The sequence below is a fragment of the Streptomyces sp. KM273126 genome, assembly GCF_004337435.2.
Taxonomy (GTDB): Bacteria; Actinomycetota; Actinomycetes; order Streptomycetales; family Streptomycetaceae; genus Streptomyces; species Streptomyces acidicola.
Genome location: NZ_SJXB02000001.1, coordinates 4919956 through 4940211 on the forward strand (window position 1 = coordinate 4919956; position 20256 = coordinate 4940211).

The following is a 20256-nucleotide window of genomic DNA, read 5'->3' on the forward strand; positions in this document are numbered from 1 at the left end:
CATGCTGACCACGCTTCTCGCCTTCCTCGGCGCCTGCACGCTGATCGCCGCCTCGCCCGGCCCCAGCACCGTGCTGATCATCAAACAGTCGCTGCGCAGCAGACGCTCCGGATTCCTCACAGTGCTCGGCAACGAGACGGGCGTCTTCATATGGGGTGTCGTCGCCGCATGCGGCCTGACCGCGCTGCTCGCCGCGTCGGAGCTCGCGTACGACGTCATGCGTATCGTCGGCGCGGTCGTCCTCGTCGTCTTCGGCATCCAGACGCTGCGCCAGGCGCGCCGTGCCGACGGGCAGGCGGAGGCCGAGTATGCGGGCACCGAGAAGAGCGACTGGGCCTCGTACCGGGGTGGGCTGCTGCTCAACCTCGCCAACCCCAAGGCGGCGATCTTCGGGATGGTTTTCCTGCCGCAGTTCGTGCCCGAGGGTGCAGCGCACCTGCCCACCATGATCGGGCTTGCGGCGCTCTGGGCGGTCTACGAGACGGGCTACTACAGCGTGTACGTGTGGTTCGTGGGCCGCATGAGGGCCGTGCTGTCCCGCACCGGTGTGCGCCGGCGTCTGGAGCAGGTCTCCGGAGGCGTTCTGCTGCTGCTCGGGGCGCGGCTGGCACTGGAGAGCTGACGCCACGCCGCAATCGGCTCGCGCACGCCGCGGGGGAGGGGCAGGATGCTGCCCGTGGACCCTGGGAAACTCCGGACGCACGGAGGAACCGACGCACGGAGGAAACGATGACCGGCACGCCCGAGCCCTTCACCGCCGACGACTACACGGCCCGCATGCGACGCGCGGCACGGGCCGCAGGCGACGCCGGTCTCGACGGCATCCTGATCGCGCCCGGACCCGACCTGGTGTGGCTGACGGGGTACCGGCCGCCGGAGACGGAGCGGCTGACCCTGCTGGTCCTGCGGCCCGGCGAGGACCCCGCGCTGGTCGTTCCGGCCCTGGAGGCGCCGGACGCGGCGAAGGCGGCGCCGATGCTGGCCCTGCGCGACTGGACCGACGGCACGGACCCCTACGAGGCCGCAGCGGATCTCCTCGGCCGCGCCGGACGCACCGGCCGCTTCGGTGGTCGCTTCGGTGTCAGCGACAACGCCTGGGCCATGCACCTGCTCGGCCTGCAGAACCGGCTGCCGGACACGGCCTACGTGTCCCTCACCGAGGCCCTGCCGATGCTGCGGGCCGTCAAGGACGCGGCGGAACTCCAGCGGCTGGCAGCCGCCGGCGCGGCCGCGGACGCGGCGTACGAGGAGATCCGAGAGGTTCGCTTCGCCGGACGGCGGGAGACCGAGGTCGCCGCCGATCTCGCCGGCCTGCTGCGGCAGTTCGGACACTCCCAGGTCGACTTCACGATCGTCGCCTCCGGCCCGAACGGCGCCAACCCCCACCACGAGGCGGGCGACCGCGTCATCGAGCGCGGCGACATGGTGGTCCTCGACTTCGGCGGCCTGAAGCACGGCTACGGCTCCGACACCTCCCGCACCGTCCACGTCGGCGAGCCGGACGCCGAGGAGCGCAGGGTGCACGACATCGTGCGCGCGGCCCAGGAGGAGGGCGTCCGGGCGGTCCGGCCGGGCGCCGCCTGCCAGGACGTCGACCGGGCGGCCCGCGCCGTGATCGTGGAGGCCGGGTACGGCGAGTACTTCATCCACCGCACCGGCCACGGCATTGGCGTCACGACGCACGAGCCGCCCTACATGGTCGAGGGCGAGGAGCGGCCCCTGGTGCCCGGCATGTGCTTCTCCGTCGAGCCGGGGATCTATCTGCCGGGCCGCTTCGGGGTGCGCATCGAGGACATCGTGACGGTGACCGAGGACGGCGGGCGCCGCCTCAACACCACGGAGCGCGAGATGGCGATAGTCGAATGACGCGTACGGCGTGCCCGGTCTCCCGCCGGGCATGCCGTACCGAACGAGCAGCCAGGAGCCCCGACCCCCTCCGGATGACGACGGCGCGACCCATGACCCAGGCACCGCCCCCCACCGCGGACACCGTCCGCCGACTGGCCCGTTCCCTGTTGCCGGGCGGTGGCGGACCCGACGTGCGGCCCGTCGCCGAGGGCGGCGAGCACTCCACCTGGTGGGTCGGCACCCGCCATGTGCTGCGGCTCGCCCAGGACCGCGACCGCGCCGTACGGCAGCGGCGCGAGCTACGGCTGCGTGACCTGGTCCGCCCGCACCTCGGGGTCGCCGTCCCGGTGAGTGTCGCCCACGGCGAGTGGGCGGCCGGCCTGGCCTACACGCTCGACACGCGGTTGCCCGGTGGCACCGCCGAGGACCACGACGTCTCGGCCGTCGGCGAGGACGACCTGGCCGGGCTCCTCGCCGGCCTGCGCGAGGTTCCCGCCCGGCAGGCCGAGGCGCTCGGCGTCCCGCGTGTCGCGCCGCGCTCCCTGGAAGCGATGCGCAGGGCCGCCGCACGGGCCGCCGAAAACCTCGCCCAGGCCGACGAGTTCGACCCCACGCGGCTCGCCCAGCTCACCCCGCCCGCCGCCGCCCAGCTCACCGCGCCCTCCCCGTCCTCGTCCACCACGCCCTCCACGGCGAGCACCTCGTGGTGAGCGCCGACGGCCGGGTGCGCGGCGTCCTCGACTGGACCGGCGCGGTGGTCGGCGACCCCGCCGAGGACATCGCCGGCCTCGCCCACGCCGTCGGAGCCCCGGCCGCGGTGCGCGCCGCCACACTCGCCGGGTATGGCGCCCGTCCCTGTCTGCGTGGCCTGTGGCTGGCCCGCTGCGACACGGTGCTCCGCCTCTCCGAGAAGGTCCGGGGCCGCGACGCCGGGCCTCTCCCGCTGCTGCGGAAGCAGTTGCGGAGGGCATGGGAGGCGATCCTGCTGGAGCGGGTCACGGAGCTGCGGGACGGGCCGGACGAGGCGTTGTAGCCCCTGGGGCTTCGCAAGTGACGTTCGCAAGTGGCGCCGGCCTCAGTCCTGTGTCAGCACCACACACGACTCGCCCGGCACGCTCAACACCCCGTCCGCCCCCGGCGCCCGAACCGGCTCCCACGCGGCCAGCACGCGCGCGTGGCGCACGCCGAGCGGGATCGCCGCAGTCTCCCCGCCGAGGTTGACCGCCACCCGGACGTCACCGCGGCGGAACGCGAACCAGCGGGCGTCCTCGTCGTGGGCGACCTTGGTGTCCGCGAGGTCGGGGTCCGTGAGGTCGGGCTGGGCGTGGCGCAGCGCGATGAGTTCCCGGTACCAGGCGAGCACGCGCGCGTGGGGCTCCCTGTCCGGCTCGGACCAGTCGAGACAGGAACGGTCGCGGGTCGCCGGGTCCTGCGGGTCGGGAATGTTGTCGATGTACCCCGGCCGGGGCGTGGCCTCCCCGGCCCAGCCGTGCGCCGCGAACTCACGGCGCCTGCCCTGGCGTACGGCCTCGGCGAGCTCCGGGTCCGTGTGGTCGGTGAAGAACTGCCAGGGCGTGCCCGCCGCCCACTCCTCGCCCATGAACAGCATCGGGGTGAAGGGCGCGGTGAGGACCAGGGCGGCGGCGCAGGCCAGCAGCCCGGGGGACTCCGGCAACAGCGCGGCAGCCAGACGGTCGCCCTGGGCGCGGTTGCCGACCTGGTCGTGGGTCTGGGTGTAGCCGAGCAGCCGGTGCGCCGCGAGGCGCGTACGGTCCAGCGGGCGGCCGTGTCGGCGGGCCCGGAACGTCGAGTACGTGCCGTCGTGGAAGAAACCGCCCGTGAGCGTCTTCGCCAGGGCGGCGAAGGGGGCGCGGGCGAAGTCCGCGTAGTACCCCTGGGCCTCACCCGTGAGCGTGGTGTGCAGCGCGTGGTGGAAGTCGTCGTTCCACTGCGCGTGCACCCCGAGCCCGCCCTCTGCGCGCGCGGTGATGACCCGCGGGTCGTTCAGGTCGGACTCGGCGATCAGGAACAGCGGCCTGTTCAGTTCGGCGGCGAGCGCGTCCACCGCCGTCGACAGTTCCTCCAGGAAGTGCCGGGCGCGCGTGTCCTTCAGCGCGTGCACCGCGTCCAGACGCAGCCCGTCCAGCCGGTAGTCCCGCAGCCACGCCAGCGCGCTGCCGGCCAGATACGCGCGCACCTCGTCCGAGCCCGGCGCGTCCAGGTTCACGGCGGCGCCCCAGGGCGTGTGGTGCGTGTCGGTGAAGTAGGGGCCGAACGCGGGCAGGTGGTTGCCGGACGGGCCCAGGTGGTTGTGCACGACGTCAAGAACGACCCCCAGACCCAGCTCGTGCGCCCGGTCGACAAAGCGCTTCAGCGCCTCGGGCCCGCCGTACGGCTCGTGCACGGCCCACAGCGAGACACCCTCGTACCCCCAGCCGTGCACTCCGGGGAACGGGCACACGGGCATCAACTGCACGTGCGTGACGCCCAGTTCGGCGAGGTGCCCGAGCCGCTCCGCCGCCGCGTCCAGGGTGCCCTCGCGGGTGTACGTGCCCACGTGCAGCTCGTACAGCACCGCACCCGGCAGGGCGCGCCCCGCCCACGGCACCCGCCACGCGTACCGCTCGTGGTCGACCACCGCGCTGGTGCCGTCCGGCCCGTCCGGCTGGCGGCGCGAGCGCGGATCGGGCAGCACGGGGCCGTCGTCGAGCGCGAACCCGTACCGTGTCCCGTCCGTCGCGTCCGCCTCGCCCGTCCACCATCCCGTTCGCTCGGGATCGCGTGTCAACGCGCGCGTGGAGTCCGCGCAATGAAGCGTCACGCGGTCGGCCTGCGGTGCCCACACCTCGAACTGCATGGACGGCTGCTCCTTTGTCGACGCGTCGGCTGATCGTGAGGTAGCCCGTCCATGGTGCGCCACGCACGATCACTTCGCTTTCGAATCGGCCCATTTGCCCCTTGGGACAACCCAGTTGCCGGTGGCGGCCGTTTTCTCGATTTCTGGACACTCCGGCCGCGCTGCCCGACAATCACCAGCGTGACGTCGTCCTTCGAGTTCAACACGTACCCCGCGCGCCTGTCCGACGCGGAGCGCGACCGGGCGCTGAAGGTGCTCCGCGACGGCGTCGCCCTCGGGCGTCTCTCCCACGACACGTTCGTCCGGCGCATGGAACTCGCCCTCGTGGCCCGCCGCTCCGACGAACTCGCCGCGCTCACCGCCGACCTGCCCACCGAGAGCCGCTGGTCCCGACTGGTGTTCGGCACGGTCGAGTCGGTCTCCGGCTTCACGGTACGGCTGCGCCGGGCCTGGCGGGCCGAGCAGCTGCCCAAGCTGCTGCTGCCCCACGCGGGCAACGGCCATCCCCTGCGGATAGGCCGCGACCCCGCCAACGGGCTGCGGCTCAGCCACGAGACCGTCTCCCGCGTGCACGCCGAACTCAGGCACCAGGGCGGGCTGTGGGTGCTGCGCGACCTCGGTTCGACGAACGGCACGACGGTGAACGGACGGCGTGTCATCGGCGCTGCCGTCGTCCGGGACGGCGATCAGGTGAGCTTCGGGCGGATGGCGTTCCGGCTCGCCTCCCAGTGATACACGAGGATCACGAGGACGACGTGGACACAGACGGCTCCCGATCAAAGCTCTGGCCTGGGATTTACTGAGCGAGATACTGAAGTTCCTCTTACCTTCCGTGGTGTTGACGTACCTCCGAAGCCGTGACTGACTGTGCGTACGCCATGCACAACAGGTGAACCGTCGGCGCCACATAGTGGAGGTGTGCCTTGCTGCCCCTCCTCCGCTACCCGACCGTGGACGAGCTGGCCGCCCGCGCCGCCGCCCTCGTCGCCCGGCACCCCCGGGACGCCAGGCTGCGCCGTGTGGGGACCTCACGGGCGGGCACACCCCTGTGGCTGCTCTCCGTCGGCCACGGCAGCCGGCACACCCTCGTCGTCGCCGGACCGCACGCCAACGAACCCGTGGGCGGCGGTACGGTCCTGCGCCTGGCGGAGCGGGCCCTCGCCGAGCCACGGCTGTGCGAGGACGCCGACGTCACCTGGAACCTGCTGCTGTGCCTCGACCCGGACGGCGCCCGCCGCAACGAGCGCTGGCTGGCGGGCCCGTACACGCTGGGGAACTACTTCCGGAACTTCTTCCGCCCGGGCTTCCTGGAACAGCCCGAGTGGCTCCCCGAGGGCGCGGACGGGGCCGTCCTGCCGGAGACCCGCGCCCTGCTCGACGTCCAGGACGAGTTGCGGCCCTTCTTCCAGTGCTCCCTGCACGGCGTGGACGTCGGCGGCGCCTTCGTCGAGCTGACCCACGACCTGCCCGGCCTCGCCCGGCGTGTCGAGCGGACGGCCGCGCGCCTCGGCGTCCCACGCGAACTCGGCCCCTACGACACCCTCTACTGGCCGAGGCTGGGCCCCGCCGTCTACCGCATCCCGCCACCGAGCCCGGGCGACCGGGTCGCCGCCATAACGGAGGCGGCCGTCGAGTCCACGTGGTTCCACCCCCACCGGTACGGAACGGTGACCGCGGTCGTCGAGGCGCCCATGTGGGGCGTGACGTCCGTGGAGAACGCCACACCGCCCCCGGACGCCGACGCGGTGCTCCGCTCCGTCAGCCGCTCCCTGCGCCGCGACACGGCCCTCCTGGAGGCCCTCCTGGCGCGTGTACGCCCCTCGGTGCGCGGCGGTCCCGACGCCGCCCGCCTCCTCGCGCCGGTGGACGACTATTTACTGGTGGGACCCGACATCGCCGACTCCTGGGACCCCGACACCTACAAGAGCGACGCTCTGCGCCCCCTGCCACCGCTCGACACGGCCCGTCTCACGGCCCTCGCCATCTCGGCCCGCCGGGTGGCCCTGCGCACGGCGGGACTGCTGCACCAGCTCGTGACCCGCGCCGGACAGGACCCGTCGGGCGCGCTGCCCGACCTCGACCGGCTCATCGACGAGTGGTGCGCCGACTACCGGGACGGCTTCGGGGCGCGGTGGATTCCGGTCGCGCGCCAGGTGGAGTACCAGTCGCGGGTGGTCGTCGCCGCGTTCGAGCTGGCCGGGCGGCACGCGCGCGTGGACTCGCATTCGGGTGAGCGGGGCTGGGGCTCGCAGCCCGCCGTGCCGATGCACAGGGAATGACGCACCACATCCCGCACGCGGTACGCACCGCCCTGCCGGTGGCCCTCGCCCTCCTCGCGCTGGGCTCGGCCCCGGCCCAGCCGGCGCCCCGGGAGACCGTTCCCGGCAACTGGCTCTACGTCACGGTCGCCCAGGGCGACGTCGCCCGGTCCCGGGAGGTCCGGGGCACGCTGCTGCTCTGCGGTCCGCCCCAGGGCCACCGGCACGCCGTCCGGGCCTGCGAGGAGCTCCGGGACGCGGACGGCGACATCGCCCGCATCCCGCCCAAGAACGTCTACTGCCCGATGGTCCACGCCCCCGTCACCGCTTCGGCGCGCGGCCAGTGGGACGGCCGGGCGGTCGCCTACACGAAGACGTTCTCCAACGCCTGTCTGATGGGAGCGAACACGGGCGCCGTGTTCGCGCTCTCGGAGCCCGGCGAGGGGAGACACGCGGCGAAGGAGGCGCAGGGTCCGCGTGCGCGGCCCGCCCTCGGACGCCCGCCCACGCGCGCGTACGGCCGGGCATGACCCACGCGCGCGCGTGGGCCACGCTCAACGTCCCTCACATCGTCGTCATGGTCTACCCGCGGTGCTCCTCGTGGACGCGTTCGAGCAGTGCCACGGGCAGCCGGTCGAAGAGCTCCGCCACACGCACGTGTCCCGTGAACTCCCGCTCCGGAGCGAGGACGTCGGCCCACCGCCCCGGAGGCAGCGCCAGCCGGGTCGCGCGCCAGCCGCCCGCGTCGGCCAGCCGCAGCGACAGCCGGGTGACGGCCGCGACGACCTCACCCGAGCGCACGAACGCGACACAGTGCGCCGCGCCCGGCCCCTCGGCGGTCAGCGGCCCGTACGTCGCCGTCTCCCCGAAGGCGCCGGGCCGCCGGCCGCGCAACCGCAGGGCGGCCGTGGTCAGCCGGGACTTCTCCGAGGGCTGTTCCCGGGGCGTGAACGGCTCCCGGTTGTCCGGGTCCACCAGTGCCCGGTACTCGCCCTCCGTGCCCTGGTAGACGTCCGGCACGCCCGGCATCGTCAGATGGACCAGGGCGGCGCCCAGGACATTCGCCCGCACATGGGGTTCCAGGCCGCTCCTGAGGGCGGCCATACGGGTGTCGCCGCTCGGGCCCCGCGCCACGAAGGCGGCCACCGCCTGCTCGTACGCGGGGTCCTGCTCGGTCCAGGACGTGTGCAGCCCGGCCTCCCGCACATGCTTGAGCAGCGCCCCCTGGAGCCGCTCCGCGGAGGCGGGGCCCAGCCCGAACGCCGTCTGCCAGGCGGCCCACGCCAGCTGCGGGTCGGGCATGCCGGGACCCTCACGGGTCATCTCGGCCAGCACCTCGGCCCACCGCTGCGGGCACTCGGTGAGCACGGCCAGCGCGGCACGCACGTCGGCGCTGCGCTTGGTGTCGTGCGTCGACAGGACGGTGCCCGTGGCGGGCCAGTCGCGCTGCACGCGCGCGCAGTAGGCGTGGAAGACCTCCGGAGCGACGGCCGGGCCGCCCGGATTCCCGCCCACCTCGTTCGCCGACAACAGCGGTACGTAGCGGTAGAACGCCGTGTCCTCCACGGACTTGGCGCGCAGCGCGGACGCGGTCTGCGCGAACCGGGTCCGCAGCTCCATGCCCTCGGGCCCCGCACCGGCCCGCCCGAGCAGCAGGTTCCGTACGGTGTCGACGGCCCGGGACTCCTCCGGCACTGTGAAGACCGTGCGCGCCTCGGCCGCGGCCTCCTCGGTGACGACCAGGGCGGCGTCGCCGGACGTGTACGGCCGGTACACCTCCAGACGCACCAGCAGCTCGACGAGGGCCGTGCGCAGCGACCAGGGGGCGTGGTCGCGCAGGGCGAGGTCGGGCGAGCGGTCGCACAACCGGTGCGCCGCGCTCGTGAGACGGTCGACCTCCGTGGCCAGCTCATGGCCCAGCACCTTGTAGGCGGCGCGCCGCACCGTCGACTCCCAGTGGCCGCCCCGGTCGGCCTGCGGTGCCGCGAACCGCCGGTACTGGCCGAGGAGTTCACCGACGCCCGCCGGATCGGCGAACAGCCCGTCCACGTGCCGCAGCGCGTCGTACCCGGTGGTGCCCGCGACCGGCCAGGGGGCGGGCAGCGGCTCGCCTTCCGCGAGGATCTTCTCGACGACTGTCCAGCGGCCGCCCGTCGCCTCGTGCAGCCGCCGCAGATACCCGTCCGGATCGGCGAGCCCGTCGGGATGGTCGACCCGCAGGCCGTCGACGACCCCCTCGTCCAGCAGTTGCAGGATCTTCGCGTGCGTGGCGTCGAACACCTCCGGGTCCTCGACCCGCACCCCGATCAGCTCCGAAATGCTGAAGAACCGCCGGTAGTTGAGCTCGGTACGGGCCAGCCGCCACCACACCGGCCGGTACCACTGTGCGTCCAGGAGCTGCGGCAGGGGCAGCTTCTCGGTACCCTCCCGCAACGGGAGGACATGCTCGTAGTAGCGCAGCTCCTTCCCGTCCACCACGAGCTGGTCGATCTCCGTGCCGAGCGGACCGCCCAGCACCGGCAGCAGCACCTGCCCGCCCCGCACGTCCCAGTCGATGTCGAACCACCGCGCGTACGGCGACCCCGGGCCCTCCCGCAGCACCTCCCACAGCGGCCGGTTGTGCCGGGGGGCCATCGCCATGTGGTTCGGCACGATGTCCACGACCAGCCCGAGGCCGTGCGCCCGCGCGGTGCGCGCCAGTGACCGCAGCGCCTCCTCCCCGCCCAGCTCGCCCCGCACGCGCGCGTGGTCCACCACGTCGTATCCGTGCGCGGAGCCGGGCACGGCCTCCAGCACCGGCGACAGATGCAGATGCGACACACCGAGCGAGGCCAGATACGGCACGGCCGCCTCCGCCGCTGCGAAGGGGAACTCCGGTTGCAGCTGGAGGCGGTAGGTGGCCAGGGGCACCGTGGGTGACGTCATGGAATCCTACGTACCCGCTCGGCACGGGAACCTGCGCACCCGCTCCGCCTCATGGGCCTACGCCGGCCGCTGCAGCACCGTCAGGCTCCGGTCCACCAGCGTCAGGCTGTCCCCCGCCTGCACCTTGGCTCCCGTCGCCGGTGGTACGCCGTCAGGGCGGGACGTGTCGACGACGACCTGCCACTGGCGGCCGTGGTCGACCGGGATCAGGAAGTCCAGTGCCTTGGGGGAGGCGTTGAACAGCAGCAGGAACGAGTCGTCGCTGATGCGCTCGCCGCGGGTGCCGGGCTCGGAGATCGCGTTGCCATTGAGGAAGACGGTCAGCGCCGACGCCTGGGCCGAGTCCCAGTCCCGCTGGGTCATCTCCTCGCCCGCCGGGGTGAACCAGGCGATGTCGGAGAGGTCGTCGTGGGTGCCCTCCACCGGGCGCCCGTGGAAGAAGCGGCGGCGCCGGAGCACCGGGTGGTCCAGGCGCAGCCACACCATCGCGCGTGTGAAGTCCAGCAGATCACCGAAGACGCCGCCGTCCTCGCCGGGCCACGGCACCCAGGACAGCTCGCTGTCCTGGCAGTACGCGTTGTTGTTGCCGCGCTGGGTGCGGGCGAACTCGTCGCCGTGGCTGAGCATCGGCACGCCCTGGGACAGCATCAGCGTGGCGATGAAGTTCCGCATCTGGCGGGCGCGCAGCTCCAGGACCGCGGGATCGTCCGTCTCGCCCTCCGCGCCGCAGTTCCAGGAGCGGTTGTGGCTCTCCCCGTCGCGGTTGTCCTCGCCGTTGGCCTCGTTGTGCTTGTCGTTGTAGGCGACCAGGTCGTGCAGCGTGAACCCGTCGTGGCAGGTCACGAAGTTGATCGAGGCCAGCGGGCGGCGGCCGTCGTCCTGGTAGAGGTCCGAGGAGCCGGTGAGACGGCTCGCGAACTCCGCCAGTGCGCGCGGCTCGCCCCGCCACAGGTCCCGTACCGTGTCCCGGTACTTGCCGTTCCACTCGGTCCACAGCGGCGGGAAGTTGCCCACCTGGTAGCCGCCCTCGCCGACGTCCCACGGCTCGGCGATCAGCTTCACCTGGGAGACCACCGGGTCCTGCTGGACGAGGTCGAAGAACGACGACAGCCGGTCCACCTCGTGGAACTGCCGGGCCAGCGTCGCTGCCAGATCGAAGCGGAACCCGTCCACGTGCATCTCGGTCACCCAGTACCGCAGCGAGTCCATGATCAGCTGCAGCACATGGGGCGAGCGCATGAGCAGGGAGTTTCCCGTGCCCGTGGTGTCCATGTAGTAGCGCGGGTCGTCCGTGAGCCGGTAGTACGACGGGTTGTCGAGGCCCCTGAAGGACAGTGTCGGGCCCAGGTGGTTGCCCTCCGCAGTGTGGTTGTAGACCACGTCCAGGATCACCTCGATCCCGGCCTCGTGCAGCGCCCGCACCGCCGACTTGAACTCCAGCACCTGCTGCCCGCGGTCACCCCAGGACGCGTACGCGTTGTGCGGGGCGAAGAACCCGATCGTGTTGTAGCCCCAGTAGTTGTTCAGGCCCAGGTCCACCAGCCGGTGGTCGTTCACGAACTGGTGCACCGGCATCAGCTCCAGTGCGGTGACGCCCAGTTCCGTCAGGTGCTCGATGACCGCAGGGTGCGCCAGTGCCGCGTATGTGCCGCGCAGCTCCTCCGGCAGCCCGGGGTGCCGCATGGTCAGACCCTTCACATGGGCCTCGTAGATCACCGTGTGGTGGTACTCGGTGCGCGGCCGCCGGTCGTCGCCCCAGTCGAAGTACGGGTTGACCACCACCGACGTCATCGTGTGCGGCGCCGAGTCGAGGTCGTTGCGCTCCTCGGGCGCCCCGAAGTGGTAGCCGTACACCTCCTCGCCCCACGTGACCGAGCCGCTGATCGCGCGCGCGTACGGGTCCAGCAGCAGCTTCGCGGAGTTGCAGCGCAGTCCGCGCTCCGGCGCGTACGGTCCGTGCACGCGGAAGCCGTACCGCTGTCCGGGCATGATCCCGGGCAGGTACGCGTGCCGTACGAACGCGTCCGTCTCCCGCAGCTCCACCGCCGTCTCCGAGCCGTCGTCGTGCAGCAGGCACAGTTCGACTCGGTCGGCGGCCTCCGAGAAGACCGCGAAGTTGGTGCCGGCGCCGTCGTACGTGGCACCGAGTGGATACGCCTGTCCAGGCCAGACCTGCATGGATACGACTCTTCCAGTTGCGCCGTGCCCGTGGGGGCGACTCCCGGCCGAGTCTCCCTCAAACTGATGGAACCACCTATGACTTACGTCCCTCTTACCTGCCGACCAGCGCATCCGCGCATACGCGGTATGCCGAACGAGCGGAACCCAAGGACTCCTGGGGACACGAGGGGAGTAGGGGGAATTGTGCGGAAGATAGTGCACCGCCATCTGGGCAAGGTGGTGGCGGGCGCGGCCATCGCGGTGGCCGGGACAGCTGTGATGGTGGGGATCACGCTGCCGGGGTCGGTCTCCGCGGACGAGTCCGGCAGCACGGGGCAGCAGGCCGCCCAGCAGGCGGGACAGGCGGGGCAGGGGCAGGGACAGGACGCGGTGCGGCCCGCTGTCGTCGAGGCGGCTCCGGCCGAGGGTGACAAGGGCACCGGCAGTGACCCGCTCACCGACGGCGAGATGAAACGCGGCGAGCAGCTCGCGCTGAACCGGCAGCTGCTCCGCAGCAGCGAGAACGCCGAGGGCGAGAGCGGCCCGGAAAGCATCAACGTCGAGCTCGCCGAGCCGAACGAGGGCGAACTGGACGACCCGGGCGCGCCTCGCCGCGCGGAGGTCACGTTCTACGACTACAAGGACGACACACTCGTCACCAAGACCGTCAACCTCGACACCGGCAAGGTCGAGCAGACCGACACCCAGCGCGGAGTGCAGCCGCCGTTCAGCCGTACCGAGACGGTAGAGGCCGCCCGGCTCCTGATCGCCGACCCGGTCGGAGCGGACCTGAAGGCCGACTACAAGGACGCCACCGGCAAGGAACTCACCTCGCCCGACCAGCTGGTCCTCAGCGGCATGGTCTTCCGCGCGGACGCGGGCACCAAGCCCGACACCCTCGCCAAGTGCGGCGAGCAGCGGTGCCTGCGGCTCTTCACGAAGGTCAAGAACGGGCCCTGGATCGACACCCGTGACCTGATCATCGACCTGAGCACCCGCAAGGTCGCCAAGCTCGGCTGACCCGGGTCCCTTCACTTTTCCGGCCTTCCCGGCCTTCCCGACTTTCCTGCTCTGTGCAGGCTCTCTGCAAGGGGATCAGTTCTACATGCGCGCGAAGCGTCCGATCAGCGGCCTCCGGCCGCGGGGAATCAACCGTGCCCGAGGCGGGGCGGCGGTCGGCCTGACCGTGACCGCCCTGGCCGCCGGACTCACGACGGCCGCGGGCCCGGCCACCGCCCAGCCCAAGTCCGCACCCGCCGTGACCTGGAACTGCAGCACGGCCTACCGGATCGAGCAGAAGCTCGCCTCCGGCACCACCTGGCGGATGTGCTGGAGCCACGACCGCGAGGCCGGGATCGTCCTGAAGGACATCTCCTACCAGCCGCCCGGTGAGACCAAGCCGATCAAGGTCCTCACCAACGCCAGGCTCGGCCAGATCCACGTCCCGTACGACGACGGCCAGGCCGAGTACGACGACCTGACCAGCTACGGCTTCGGCCAGGGCCAGATGAACCTGACCGCGGCCGAGTGCCCCGGCGGCACCATCAAGACCGTGAAGGTCCGCGGCGCGTCCGCCTCGGAGAGCGAGAACGTCAAGGGCCTGTGCACCACGACCCGTTCGCGCGGCCATGCCTACCGCATGCAGGCCGACACGGGCAACAAGGTCTACCAGGCGCAGGGCAAGGACCTGCTCGTCTACGGCGTCAACAAGGTCGGCTGGTACGAGTACATGACCGAGTGGCGATTCCAGGACGACGGCACGATCACCATGAACGTCGGCGCGACCGGCATGCTCTCGCCCGGTGACTACGACGCGGGTGACGGCCGGGGCTGGCCGATCGGCAACGGTTCCGCGGCGAAGGCCACGAGCCACAGCCACAACGTCTTCTGGCGGCTCAACTTTGCCCTGGACGGCTCCTCCAAGAACCGGATCGAGCAGTACGACTCCGTGGTCAGCCCGCCCTCGGGAGCCAATCAGGGGCCCACCAACAAGACCACCCGCACCAAGGTCACCAAGGAACTCGCCGGCGACGCCAAGAACATGCGCTGGTGGCGTGTGGTCAGCGCGACCGGCAAGAACAAGGACGGCCACGCCCGCAGCTACGAGATCGTCCCCGGCGTCACGCAGAAGTACCCGGGGCGCAGCTTCACCAAGCGTGACATCTACTTCACCGAGTACAAGAAGTGCGAGCAGTTCGCCAGCAACAACCTCGGCAACTGCCCCGCCGGGTCCGGCAAGTCCGTCGACAAGTGGGTCAACGGTGAGACCCTCAAGCATCCGATCACCTGGGTCAACGTGGGCTTCCACCACATCGCGCGGGACGAGGACCAGCAGCCCATGCCGGTCCACTGGCAGGGCTTCTCGATCGCCCCGCGCGACGTCACGGCCATGAACCCGCTCACACCGGCCGAGCTCGCCGGTGAGAACGGCCAGCCGGACTAAAGCAGTTGAGAAACCTCGTGTCCATCCGGCTGCACCGTCTGCCGCTCCCGGAGTACCCTTCCTTGATCGTTGAGTAGGGGTGGAGCTCGGGGGAGTGGAAGGCGGTGCGCGGGTGGGCTCGGGAGGGCTGGAGTTGCCTCCTGGTGACGAGGGTCACGAGGGGAACTCCACAGATGTCCCACCCGGCGCGGTGTCCCTGGCGCGTCCGATGGAGATAAGCTCCATCGGTCCGGAACTGGACTGGAACGCCGACGCCTGGAGCGAGGTGCGTACCCGCGCCCAGCGGGCCGGCCGCGCCTACATCTGGCTGAACCTCGTCGAACAGCGGCTGCGCGCCGTCGTGGCCGCTGTTCTGCGTCCCATCTACGAACCCGTCCACGGCGACGACTGGGTGGTCGCGGCCGCCGGTCCCGCCGGACAGGAGTGGGTGCAGCGCGCGGTCGCCGTACGCGAGGTCAGCCGCCGCAAGGGCTATCTGCTGGACCCCGCCGACGACAACGTGCTGAGCTTCCTCACCCTGCCGCAGCTGCGCGAGCTGATGGTGCAGCACTGGCCGTGCTTCGAGCCGTACGTCGACGAGCGGCGCGACGTGGAACTGGCCCTGGACGAGCTGGAGGTCACCCGGAACGTCGTCTCCCGCAACCGCGCGCTGTCCGAGGCGGTACTGGCCCAGGCCGAACGCGCCTCGGCCCGGCTGCTGGAGGTCCTCGGCGCGGGCAGCGACGTACCGTCCGCGCGCAGGCTGCCCGTCGACGCCGTGGAGTCCCTCGTCGGCGACCGGTACGCGGACGTCGTGGGCGTGCACCCCGACCGGGTACGGCTGCTGCGGCAGTTCCCGGCGGAGGACCTCTTCGGCGGCGCCCGCCGGCTGGACGCCATCGGGATAGGGCTGAACCTGCTGGTGCAGAACTTCTCCGGGCGGCGGCTCGTACGGCTCGCCGAGTCGGGATGCCGGGTGCGGCTGCTGTTCCTGAACCCGGCGTCCAGCGCGGTGAAGCGGCGCGAGCGTGAACTCGGCATCAAGCGGGGCGAGCTGAGTCGCGCGATCGAGATGAACATCCTCCACATGCGCCGGGTGCGGTCCAAGCTGCGCGACCCGGGCGCCTTCGAGATCCAGGTCTTCGACGAGACACCGCGCTTCACCGCCTATCTCGTGGACGGCGACGGCTCGGACGGCATAGCGGTCGTCCAGACGTATCTGCGCGGTACCCGCGGGATGGAGGCTCCGGTGCTCGTCCTGCGCGGAGGCCAGCGACTGCTGAAGCCGGATGAGCCAGGCGAAGGCGGCCTTTTCGGGACGTACCGCGAGGAGTTCGAACTGGCCTGGGCGGACTCACGACCGGTGTCGTGACCGATCCGTACGCGCCGCTAAGCGGAATGCGGTCGTCGGATTGTCAGTGGCCCATGCGAGGGTGGAGACCACTGGGGGAAAGCACCACCAAGAAGGGGGGCCACCATGGGCTGGCACCAGGAGCTGCTGATCGGCTTCGACCTGGAGACGACGGGCACGGACCCGCGCGCGGCGCGCATCGTCACGGCGGCCGTCGTCGAGCTCAAGGACGGGAAGCAGCTCGGCCGCAGGGAATGGCTCGCGGACCCGGGCGTGGAGATCCCCGCCGACGCGGTCGCGGTGCACGGCATCAGCAGCGAGCGCGCGGCGACCGAGGGCAGCCCCGCCGACCAGGTCGCCGACGCGATCGCGGACGTCCTCGTCACGTACTGGAGGACGGGAGTCCCGGTCGTCGCCTACAACGCGGCCTTCGACCTCACCCTGCTCTCCGCCGAGCTTCGCCGCCACGGCCTGCCGTCGCTGCGGGAGCGCCTCGGCGGCCTCGACCCCGCGCCCGTCATCGACCCGTACACGATCGACCGCTCCGTGGACCGCTACCGCCGCGGCAAGCGGAACCTCGAAGCGGTCTGCACGGAGTACGGGGTCACGCTCGTCTCCGCCCACGACGCGACGGCCGACGCCCTCGCCGCGGCCCGGCTGGCCCGGGCCATAGCCGAGCGCCACCCCAAGGTCGCGGCCCTCGGCCCGGCGGAGCTGCACCGCCGCCAGATCGAGTGGTACGCGGAGTGGGCGGCGGACTTCCAGAGCTTCCTGCGCCGCAAGGGCGACACGGACGCGGTGGTGGACGCGTCCTGGCCGATGCGTGAGTTGGCGGACGAGCCGGCCGTCTAGTGCCCCGGCGGGCACTTCCCCGGGGGGCGCTCAGGTACGTTCGGCGATGCGTTCCACCTGTGGCTTCGCCACCCGGGCGTAGTCGGAGCCGGAGAGGGTGAGCGAGCGGTCGAGCCGGGCGGCGTTGAAATAGAGCCGTGGCTGGGTGACGACCTCGGGGTCGGCCAGGAGTTCGAGATCCGGGTCGAAGCTGAACGGGAGGACGGTGCCGGGCACGGCACGGGCCAGCCGCTCGGCCGTGGCCGCGTCACTGAAGCCGACGTAGCGCGCGGAGAACAACTCCCGCACCGCGTCCAGGTCCACGCGCCGGTCCCCGGGGACGACCGCGAGGACGTGGCGTGTGGTCTTCCGGTCCAGCTTGACCCTCAGGACGATGCACTTCGCGGCCTCGGCGGCCGGGTGTCCGCGCAGGGCGCTCACGGACTCCGTGGAGCCCTCGGGGGCGTGGTCGATGAGGCGGTAGTCGACGGCACAGGCGTCGAGCAGGTCGATGAGGTCCTGGTAAGTGTCGTGCTCCGGCATACGGGGTCCTTGTCGGCGCGGTCGTCGGGGAGGGATATACGGTCGGGGAGGGACGTACGGTGGGCGCGTTCGACGGCCTGGCCCCAGTAGGTGCCGGTGACCATCAGCGCCGCGCCCAGCCCGGTGAGGAGCGTGAAGCGTTCGCCGGCGAGGGCGATGCCCACCGCCGCGGCCCAGACGGGTTCGGTGCCGAGGAGCAGGCTGGCCCGGCTGGCGGAGGTGCGCTGCACCGCCCAGGTCTGCGCGAGGAAGGCGAACACGCTGCAGAACAGGGCGAGGTAGAGCAACTGGAGCCAGGTCGCCGTATCGGCCCGTGCGAGAGCGGGCAGGTCGCGGGCGGCGAGCGGCAGGAACAGCGCGGTGCCGACCACGGTCTGCACCGTCGTCAGATGCAGCGGCCGTATCGCCCGGCCCGAGGTCAGCCGTCCGACGAGCGCCACGTGCACGGCCCGCACCACCGCGGCGCCGAGCATCAGCAGGTCGCCGCTGCGGGGTGCGTGGAAGCCGTTGCCGGTCATGAGGAGCGCGACGGCCACCACGCACACCCCGGCGGCCACGAAGAAGCGGGGAGGCAGCCCGCCGGGGTGACCCGAGCGGTCCAGGAGGGGAGTGAGGACGATGGTCAGGCTGATGATCAGCCCCGCGTTGGCGGCACTCGTGTGCGCGACACCATACGTCTCGACCAGCAGGACGACGGCCTGGGTGACCCCGAGGGGCACACCGGCCCGGAGCTCGTCACGGGTCCACAGCGGCCTGCCACGGCGGACCGCGACGAGACCGAGACAGGCGAGCGCGGACAGCGCGTACCGCGCCACTAGGACCAGCAGCACGGGGAGAGCCGCGGTGGCTGTCTGGGCCGACAGATAGCTGGAACCCCAGACGAGCGCGACCAGAAGGAGTACCGCGTCGGTACGGCGGGCATCGGGCACGTGCCTACGGTGCATCGCCGACGTCCCTGAAGCCCAGTACCAGCTTCTAAAACAACCCTTTAGCTTCCCTACACTGAAGAGGTGGACGAACGACAGTTGCGGATCCTGCGGGAGCTGGGCGAACTCGGCAGTGTCACCGCGGTCGCCGAGGCGCTGCTCGTGACTCCGTCGGCGGTCTCCCAGCAACTCCGGCTGCTCCAGCGCTCCATCCCCGTTCCGCTCACCGAGAAGGACGGACGGCGGCTGGTGCTCACCGAGGCCGGGCAGGCGCTGGCGGGCGCCGCCATCGAGGTGGAGACCGCGCTGGCGCGGGCCCGGCACACGGTCGACGAGTTCATGGACCGCCCGGACGGAGAGGTGTCGGTGGCCGCCTTCCACAGCGCGGGCACCGCCTTCTTCCCGCTGCTGCTGCGCGGCCTCGCCGGACCGGACGGCCCACGGGTCGCCCTCGCCGACGCGGACGTGGCGCAGGGCGACTTCCCGCGGCTCACCCGCGAGTACGACCTGGTGCTCGCCCACCGCCTCGACCACGCCCCGCCGTGGCCGCGCACGGTGACCGCGACCACGCTGCTGCGCGAGCCGCTCGATGTGGCGATGCCCGCCGACCACCCGCTGGCCGCCAAGCGGCGGCTGACCCCGCGAGACGTGGCCGACGAGCCCTGGATCGCGGCGCACGACGGCTTCCCGATCCTGGCCACCCTGGAGGCCGTCGCCGCCGCGGCCGGCCGCAGGCTCCACTTCGCCCACCGCATCAACGAGTTCGCGGTGGTCTGCCAGGCCGTCGCCGCCGGAGGCGGTCTCGCCCTGATGCCCCGCTGGACCATGCGCCCGGACCCGGCGCTCGTCCTCAGACCACTGAGCGGCGTGCAGGCCAGACGTCACATCGACGCCCTGCACCGCCCGGAACGCACCGCCCGCAGGGCCGTCCGTACGGTCCTCGCCGAACTGCGCCGCGCCGCGCTGATCATCCGGGACCGGGACACCGAGGGCGAGGAGACGCCCTGAAGGGGCGCGGGGTTGTATCCATCCCCATCCCCATCCCCATCCCCATCCCTATCCCCGACGCCGACGCCGACAGCGACAGCGACCGGCCCCTGGCCGTCGCGCTCAGAACGGATACCACCGCACCGTTTCGTCCCCGTCCCGCAGGGACGCCACCCGCCGCTCGAACTCGGCCAGTGCCTTGCCGTTGCTGGGTGCGTGCTGAGCCACCCACGCACAGCTCGCCGTCTCCCTGGCCCCCCGCAGCACCGAACAGCCCTCCCACTCCCGTACGTCCCAGCCGTATGCCGCGGTGAAGGAGTCGTAAGCCGCGGGGGCCATCCCGTAGCGGTCGCGGGAGAGGGCCATGACGACCAGGTCGTGCTCGCGCAGATCGGCGGAGAAGGTCTCCAGGTCGACGAGGACGGGCCCGTCGGGGCCGACGTGAACGTTGCGGGGGAGGGCGTCGCCGTGGATCGGGCCGGGCGGCAGGTGGGGGACGAGCGCGGCGGCGGCCGCGGCGAAGCCGTCGCGGCGCTCGCGCAGAAAGCCGGCGTCCGCCGGGTCGATCGCGTCGCCCGCGAGACGCAGCCAGCGCTCCACACCGTCCAGCAGTTCACGGCGGGGAAGGGCGAAGGGCAGGTCGGGCAGCGTGTGCACCAACCGCAGGAGTCCGGCCAGATCCCGCGGCTCGGCGGGGCGTACGGCGTCGGGAAGCCGCTGCCACAGCGTCACCGGGTGACCGTCCACCAGCCGGGGCTCGGGCTCGGCGGCACGCACGGCGGGGATGTCCGCTCCGGCGAGCCAGACCGCGACGTCCAGCTCACGGCGCGCGCGGTCGAGGAGTTCGGCGCTGCGGCCGACCTTGACCACCAGGTCACCGGCGGCGAACACCGCGTTCTCGCCCAGCGCGAGCAACTCCGCGGCATGCCCCAGCCCCGCCTCGGCGAGTATCGCCCGCGCCTGTGCCTCGTCCATCCTTCGCCTCCGTTGTGTCCGCCGTGTCTGTTGGGTGGTGTCCGTCTGGCCCGTCTGGTCCGTCCGGTCCATCGGGTCCGTCCGGTCCGGCCGCACAGCACTCCCGCGCCGCTCCCGCACCGCATCCGCGTAGCTCTCACATGGCTTGAAACCGCCGTGCGAGCCACCGTTTC

At 72.0% G+C, this 20256-nt stretch carries 17 protein-coding genes; 11 read left to right on the top strand and 6 right to left on the bottom strand.

What is annotated here, in order from left to right; all coding sequences use genetic code 11:
* The first annotated feature begins 1 nt into the window (after position 1).
* The 3 genes from E0500_RS21030 to E0500_RS21040 all read left to right on the top strand — a co-directional run bounded on the left by E0500_RS21030 (position 2) and on the right by E0500_RS21040 (position 2881).
* Positions 2-622, top strand: a complete 621-nt coding sequence (locus E0500_RS21030; RefSeq protein WP_131563657.1) for a LysE family translocator — start codon at positions 2-4, stop codon at positions 620-622.
* A 107-nt stretch (positions 623-729) separates the two neighbouring features.
* Entirely contained in the window at positions 730-1866 is a 1137-nt protein-coding gene (locus E0500_RS21035; RefSeq protein WP_131563656.1) for an aminopeptidase P family protein, read from the top strand.
* A gap of 349 nt (positions 1867-2215) precedes the next feature.
* Positions 2216-2881 carry an aminoglycoside phosphotransferase family protein gene (locus E0500_RS21040; protein WP_181587079.1) on the top strand — a complete coding sequence of 222 codons (666 nt, stop codon included), beginning with the start codon at positions 2216-2218 and terminating at the stop codon, positions 2879-2881.
* A gap of 42 nt (positions 2882-2923) precedes the next feature.
* Here the strand turns inward: E0500_RS21040 and treZ are convergent, their stop codons facing one another.
* Positions 2924-4705, bottom strand: coding sequence for a malto-oligosyltrehalose trehalohydrolase (treZ, locus tag E0500_RS21045; RefSeq protein ID WP_131563654.1), 1782 nt, complete (start codon positions 4703-4705; stop codon positions 2924-2926).
* 180 nt (positions 4706-4885) lie between these two features.
* On the opposite strand from treZ, the gene E0500_RS21050 reads away from it, so the two are divergent.
* From E0500_RS21050 to E0500_RS21060, 3 genes are all read left to right on the top strand, one after another.
* Positions 4886-5437, top strand: coding sequence for a DUF1707 and FHA domain-containing protein (locus E0500_RS21050; protein ID WP_131563653.1), 552 nt, complete (start codon positions 4886-4888; stop codon positions 5435-5437).
* A gap of 191 nt (positions 5438-5628) precedes the next feature.
* Positions 5629-6984: a M14 family zinc carboxypeptidase gene (locus E0500_RS21055; protein WP_220140563.1), complete on the top strand. Its 1356-nt coding sequence runs from the start codon at positions 5629-5631 to the stop codon at positions 6982-6984.
* On the top strand, positions 6981-7493 hold the full coding sequence (locus tag E0500_RS21060) for an SSI family serine proteinase inhibitor (protein WP_131563652.1): 513 nt from the start codon (positions 6981-6983) through the stop codon (positions 7491-7493). The genes E0500_RS21055 and E0500_RS21060 overlap by 4 nt, the downstream gene beginning before the upstream one ends.
* Positions 7494-7545: 52 nt before the next feature.
* Here E0500_RS21060 and treY read toward each other — a convergent pair whose 3' ends face one another.
* Together treY and glgX are read right to left on the bottom strand one after the other, a co-directional pair.
* On the bottom strand, positions 7546-9888 hold the full coding sequence (treY, locus tag E0500_RS21065) for a malto-oligosyltrehalose synthase (RefSeq protein WP_131563651.1): 2343 nt from the start codon (positions 9886-9888) through the stop codon (positions 7546-7548).
* A gap of 57 nt (positions 9889-9945) precedes the next feature.
* Positions 9946-12066, bottom strand: a complete 2121-nt coding sequence (glgX, locus tag E0500_RS21070) for a glycogen debranching protein GlgX (RefSeq protein ID WP_131563650.1) — start codon at positions 12064-12066, stop codon at positions 9946-9948.
* A gap of 186 nt (positions 12067-12252) precedes the next feature.
* Between glgX and E0500_RS21075 the strand changes: the two genes are divergently transcribed.
* The 4 genes from E0500_RS21075 to E0500_RS21090 all read left to right on the top strand — a co-directional run bounded on the left by E0500_RS21075 (position 12253) and on the right by E0500_RS21090 (position 16673).
* Positions 12253-13068, top strand: coding sequence for a Tat pathway signal sequence domain protein (locus E0500_RS21075; protein ID WP_131563649.1), 816 nt, complete (start codon positions 12253-12255; stop codon positions 13066-13068).
* Between the two features lie 85 nt (positions 13069-13153).
* Positions 13154-14491, top strand: a complete 1338-nt coding sequence (locus E0500_RS21080; protein WP_131563648.1) for a copper amine oxidase — start codon at positions 13154-13156, stop codon at positions 14489-14491.
* Between the two features lie 112 nt (positions 14492-14603).
* A complete protein-coding gene (locus E0500_RS21085) occupies positions 14604-15842 on the top strand; it encodes an SAV2148 family HEPN domain-containing protein (RefSeq protein ID WP_131563673.1) in 1239 nt (412 codons plus the stop codon).
* 105 nt (positions 15843-15947) lie between these two features.
* Positions 15948-16673, top strand: coding sequence for a 3'-5' exonuclease (locus E0500_RS21090; RefSeq protein WP_131563647.1), 726 nt, complete (start codon positions 15948-15950; stop codon positions 16671-16673).
* 30 nt (positions 16674-16703) lie between these two features.
* Here the strand turns inward: E0500_RS21090 and E0500_RS21095 are convergent, their stop codons facing one another.
* Entirely contained in the window at positions 16704-17195 is a 492-nt protein-coding gene (locus E0500_RS21095; protein WP_131563646.1) for a YbaK/EbsC family protein, read from the bottom strand.
* Positions 17090-18139, bottom strand: a complete 1050-nt coding sequence (locus tag E0500_RS21100) for a DMT family transporter (RefSeq protein ID WP_220140565.1) — start codon at positions 18137-18139, stop codon at positions 17090-17092. The genes E0500_RS21095 and E0500_RS21100 overlap by 106 nt, the downstream gene beginning before the upstream one ends.
* Positions 18140-18205: 66 nt before the next feature.
* Here E0500_RS21100 and E0500_RS21105 point away from each other — a divergent pair, with 66 nt between their 5' ends.
* Entirely contained in the window at positions 18206-19129 is a 924-nt protein-coding gene (locus E0500_RS21105; protein ID WP_131563645.1) for a LysR family transcriptional regulator, read from the top strand.
* Positions 19130-19231: 102 nt separating this feature from the next.
* Here E0500_RS21105 and E0500_RS21110 read toward each other — a convergent pair whose 3' ends face one another.
* Positions 19232-20083: a phosphotransferase enzyme family protein gene (locus E0500_RS21110; protein WP_131570742.1), complete on the bottom strand. Its 852-nt coding sequence runs from the start codon at positions 20081-20083 to the stop codon at positions 19232-19234.
* Positions 20084-20256: the final 173 nt, after the last annotated feature.

What these genes read in the sequence shown, in the direction of transcription:
- treY (WP_131563651.1), bottom strand. Translation starts at nt 9,888, where the DNA reads ATGACGTCACCCACGGTGCCCCTGGCCACCTACCGCCTCCAGCTGCAA.
- E0500_RS21080 (WP_131563648.1), top strand. Translation starts at nt 13,154, where the DNA reads ATGCGCGCGAAGCGTCCGATCAGCGGCCTCCGGCCGCGGGGAATCAAC.
- E0500_RS21035 (WP_131563656.1), top strand. Translation starts at nt 730, where the DNA reads ATGACCGGCACGCCCGAGCCCTTCACCGCCGACGACTACACGGCCCGC.
- treZ (WP_131563654.1), bottom strand. Translation starts at nt 4,705, where the DNA reads ATGCAGTTCGAGGTGTGGGCACCGCAGGCCGACCGCGTGACGCTTCAT.
- E0500_RS21030 (WP_131563657.1), top strand. Translation starts at nt 2, where the DNA reads ATGCTGACCACGCTTCTCGCCTTCCTCGGCGCCTGCACGCTGATCGCC.
- E0500_RS21110 (WP_131570742.1), bottom strand. Translation starts at nt 20,083, where the DNA reads ATGGACGAGGCACAGGCGCGGGCGATACTCGCCGAGGCGGGGCTGGGG.
- E0500_RS21090 (WP_131563647.1), top strand. Translation starts at nt 15,948, where the DNA reads ATGGGCTGGCACCAGGAGCTGCTGATCGGCTTCGACCTGGAGACGACG.
- E0500_RS21060 (WP_131563652.1), top strand. Translation starts at nt 6,981, where the DNA reads ATGACGCACCACATCCCGCACGCGGTACGCACCGCCCTGCCGGTGGCC.
- E0500_RS21100 (WP_220140565.1), bottom strand. Translation starts at nt 18,139, where the DNA reads ATGCACCGTAGGCACGTGCCCGATGCCCGCCGTACCGACGCGGTACTC.
- glgX (WP_131563650.1), bottom strand. Translation starts at nt 12,066, where the DNA reads ATGCAGGTCTGGCCTGGACAGGCGTATCCACTCGGTGCCACGTACGAC.
- E0500_RS21095 (WP_131563646.1), bottom strand. Translation starts at nt 17,195, where the DNA reads ATGCCGGAGCACGACACTTACCAGGACCTCATCGACCTGCTCGACGCC.